3 protein-coding genes are annotated in these 4,587 nt (G+C 33.7%); 1 reads left to right on the top strand and 2 read right to left on the bottom strand.

The window, feature by feature from the left end; genetic code table 11:
• Positions 1–70: 70 nt before the first annotated feature.
• Positions 71–1,852, bottom strand: coding sequence for a hypothetical protein (locus tag AC15TD_RS08750; protein WP_484451762.1), 1,782 nt, complete (start codon positions 1,850–1,852; stop codon positions 71–73).
• Between the two features lie 70 nt (positions 1,853–1,922).
• A complete protein-coding gene (locus AC15TD_RS08745; RefSeq protein ID WP_484451761.1) occupies positions 1,923–3,683 on the bottom strand; it encodes a hypothetical protein in 1,761 nt (586 codons plus the stop codon).
• A gap of 335 nt (positions 3,684–4,018) precedes the next feature.
• Between AC15TD_RS08745 and AC15TD_RS08740 the strand changes: the two genes are divergently transcribed.
• The coding region (locus AC15TD_RS08740; RefSeq protein WP_484451760.1) for a metal-dependent hydrolase at positions 4,019–4,587 on the top strand (569 nt) is incomplete at its 3' end.

The following is a 4,587-nucleotide window of genomic DNA, read 5'->3' as shown; positions in this document are numbered from 1 at the left end:
ATCTAAATAATATAAATAATTTGAAATGCTCTTATGGAGTAATTCAACACATATAAAAATTAGATTTAAATTATCTTTTATTTTCGTAATAAGCTTTAAAACCTGCTTTTTTATAAAGATCTAAATATCTGGGGTCATCTCTTATGAAATCAAACTGATGTTGACTCAAATAACTGATTTGAGGTAAACGATTTTCATATGCTAAATTTAAATACTTAAATGTTTTGTCTTTATCTTCAAGTTCTGCGTAGAACATTGACATTTCAATAGGATGAATAACCCCTAGTGAAATGGAATCATTAATATATAAAAGTGCTTTCTTTATGGCCGTTTTATATTCAAAAGTCTTATAGATTTCTGCAAATTTATTTTCGCCTTTTAATTCTAAAATTTTTGCCCAAGTTTTTCCGGCTTCCTGAAATTGTTTTTTGCCTGAATAGCAAAGATATTGGAACTGTAAGGCTCCAATTGAATTTGGCTCTTCCTTAAGAATAAGATTGCATTGTTCTATCCCTTTATCATATTGTCTGGCACGATACAAATCGCGGGCATATTTAATTTTGCTATTGACATCTAGAGGATCTAGTTTTAAAGCTTCTTCATCCAGCCTCAGTGCCTCGTCAACTTGTCCAAATTGGCCTAAAAAGGAGGCCAGTATAAATTTTTCTTCTGTCCCACCTGGATTTAATTCAACAGCCTTTCTTTTTGCTTTTTCAGCTTCCAACCAATTATATTGATGGAAGTAGAAGCTTCCCATAGCCAAATGTGCTCCTGAACTCAGAGAATCAAGAAATAAAGCCCTTTTAGCAAGTATTTCTGCTGAATCAAGCGCTATTTTAATTTTTGATTTTTCATCTCGATCTAATGCCCAGTCTGTCAAATTATAATAAGTAAGAGCGAGATATGCATAGGCCTCGACGAAAGTAGTATCCTGTTGAACTGCGGATTCGAAATAATTTTTTGCCCTAAATATTTCGCCTTCATTCAAATTTAATGGCCCATTAATAAATTGTGATCTACCTTTTAGATAGGTTTCATAAGCCATTGGATTAATTTTTTTTCTATTTAGGAGTTTATTCCCACTAAGCGATAATTTGGCGTCTATTTTTTTAGCAATATCAATAGAAATATTTGATTGTAAACCGAAAATATTATGTATATCATCTGAATAAGATTCAGACAGGAGTATATTTCCGTTTTCGGTATTGGTAAGTCTTACAGAAATCATGATAGTGTCTTCATTTTTACGAACACTACCTTCTAAAATAAGGGACGCATTAAGAATTTTCCCAATGGTTTTTATATCTTCATTTTTGTTTTTAAAAGAAAATGAAGAAGTCATTGCCATTACTTTCAATTCTTTGAATTTACACAAACGATTGAGTATTTCTTCCGCAATACCATCACTTAGGTATTCCTGATCTTTATTGGGACTCATGTCCAGAAAGGGCAGTACGGCAATCGAATTTTCTATGATTACTTCACTGCTTGCAACTACATTTGTGTTTTTAGAATTCCCTTTATTGATAAAACTTATGGCAATAGCAACCATCAATGAAATAACAATCAGAATATCCAGACGCTTATTGGAAACACTTGTAATAAATTGATCTTCAGAAATCTTTTCTGTTTTTTTGAATCCCTCAGGAGTGACCTGATAGGCCCATGAAAAAAAGATCCAGACAGGCAGACCCATGGCAATAATAAATGTTAAGGTTTTAGAAACCCAGGAAGGGGCTTCAAAAATAGTTAACACCATAATAGTAACTTGTAAAAAAACCCAGGCCACCACTATATAGGCTATGGTCTCTTTGATAACATTTCTACGCTTTAGTTCGTCGAAAAACCTCATCTCCTGGAAGATTTATATTAAAGTTTTGATCTTTTATTTTTATTGTCTGATACTGTTCGATTTATTTTTTTTATGGAAATTTCATTTCCTGTATCAATTTTTCAAATCTGGGGTCACCGCGAATGGCATCAAAAGGTGGCGCTCTTTTTAAATAGACCATCCAAGGAGAATGTGTTCTATAGCCTTGTTCAAAGTACTGCATAGCTAGATCATTATCTCCCAATCCCATATATAGAAGGCCAATAGAAACCGGATCGATATATTTAAGATTGGAATTCTTCAATATCTCAAGTTGTTCTAGTGCTTCCTTTTTTAAACCTGCTCTTGCCAAAACACAGCCTATCTCGCCAAGTTTTGCGGGAGCTACATGATTTTTAGTCAAAATTTCCCGAGCTGCACTTACCGCCTCTAAATGTCTACCCAACAAGGAAAGTGACCACATGCGTAATGTGGGACTGGGCCAATTTTCAGGAAATAACTTAATGCTTTCTTCTGAAGTTTTTAGTACCCCATCCAAATCACGACTGTGAAACTGAATGTAAACTTTGTTCATAAAATACCAGGTTTGAAACTCTTTTATTTGACGAAGTTTTTCCAAGGTATTAAATGCTTTATCGAATTTTCCAGAAGTAACATAATATTCAATAAACGAATCTAGAACTTCAGGATCATTGAGCGATAATGACTCTGCTTTAGACAAAATAGGGAGCGCTTCTCCCCATTTCCATTCCGTTAAATATAAATTTCTGAATTTATTGAGATATGCCAATGTTAATTGAGGATCTAAACGTAAGGCGATATTATTGACAGCTTCTGACATCTCTGCAGCCTCTTTAGGTGTTTTTTCTGAATGATAGGGCAGGTCATCATAAAGCCAACCTAGATGGGCAAAAGATCGGGCAAAAGTGGAATCCAGTTCAATTGCCTTCTCAAATTGTTTTACGGCAAGTTTGAAGTCTTCAAAGCTTTTAGCTGTCTTTATAATTTGCATGCCTTTTAGATCAGCTTCTAGCGCATCAATATTTACCAGAGCGGGCATTGTAAATCTTGCGGAATCTGCTGGTGTAAGCACAATATTTATTTCTTTGGTTATGGCCCTGGCAATATTATGCTGAAGTTGCAGGGCATGCCCAAATCCTTCATCATAACTTTCGCCCCATAACGGTTTGTCATTGGCATTAAGTAATTGGGCTCTGATACGGATACTATCATTCACCTTTGATGCGGTTCCCACAATAACGGAGCCAACATTCAGTTCCATGGCTATTTCAGGTAAGGTTTTAGTGGTCCCTTTGTATTTTTTTACGGATTGATGTGAGGGAATAATTAAAGAACTGATCTTTGATAGTTCCGCAATAAGGGCCTCAGTCATTCCAACAGTAAACCAATCCTGGTCTTTGCCAGGGCTATTATCGTTAAAAGGCAATACTGCAATAGAATTATTTAGTACTGAGGTATCGGTGGGTTTCATTTGTGAAGTAATGTTCTTCGTTGGTTTATTAATAAGGGCTACAGCAATAGCAAACATTAATGAAATAACAATCAGAATATCTAGGCGCTTATTGGAAGCTATAGAAATGACCTGATCTTTTGAAATCTTTTCTGTTTTTTTGAATCCCTCAGGAGTTACCTGATAAGCCCATGAAAAAAAGATCCAGACAGGCAGACCCATAGCGATAATAAATATTAAGGTTTTAGAAACCCAGGAAGGCGCTTCAAAAATGGTTAACACCATAATGGTGACTTGCAAAAAAACCCAGGCCACCACTATATAGGCTATGGTTTCTTTGATAACATTTCTACGCTTCAGTTCATTGAAAAAATTATTCATAGAACTACCTTTTCTCAAATATACGACTTAAATCATAAAAATTAAATTTATAAAATATAAACATACCTTATTATCTGTTATACTTATTTTAATGATATACTTAAAGTTATTATCTGATAAGTGAGTATGAAATTGAGAGCCAATAGTACAGATATAAAAGCAAAGTGTTTTTATTATTAATAAGGATAAGTTTGTTAACTAGTTGCTTCAGATTACTTTAACTTGAACATTTATTGAATTTTAAATACAAATATTTAAATTTGGAATATTGCATGAAATAATTAATTTCGTTTGCATTAGCTATTTTTATTTTAATCGATATAAATTTTCAAACAGTGTTTATAGGGCATTATGCATTGGCTTTCGGAGCTAAAAAAATTAACAAACTTCCATCACTTGCAATTATGTTTGTTGCAGTGCAGTTATTGGATTTATTATGGCCAATTTTTGTTTTATTAGGCTTTGAGACCTTTGAAATAGATCCTGGTAACACGGCATTAACGCCTCTTAATTTCACTTCGTATCCGTACTCGCATAGTTTTTTGATGACTGTTGTTTGGGCCATTTTATTTGCAAGTTTTTATTTTACATTTACTAAAAACAAGCAAGGATCTTTATTGCTGGGATTTTTGGTTTTTAGCCATTGGATTTTAGATTTTATAACACACAGACCTGATTTACCATTGTCGCCTTTCAGCGATTTAAAAGTTGGTTTGGGTTTATGGAACGCCCCAATAATTGAAATTATTTTAGAAACCGGACTTTTTCTAATTGGTATTTATTTATACTATAAAACTGTAACCTTTAAACGTAAAGTGGCGTTTTGGTCTTTGGTTGTTGTTTTTTTATTGATTCATTTTATGAATATGTTTGGCCCACCACCTCCTTCAATTATTGCAGTAGC

The sequence above is a fragment of the Yeosuana sp. genome (genome assembly GCF_057126245.1).
Note: the sequence above shows the minus strand (reverse complement) of the source record. Positions and strands in the feature narration are given on the sequence as shown.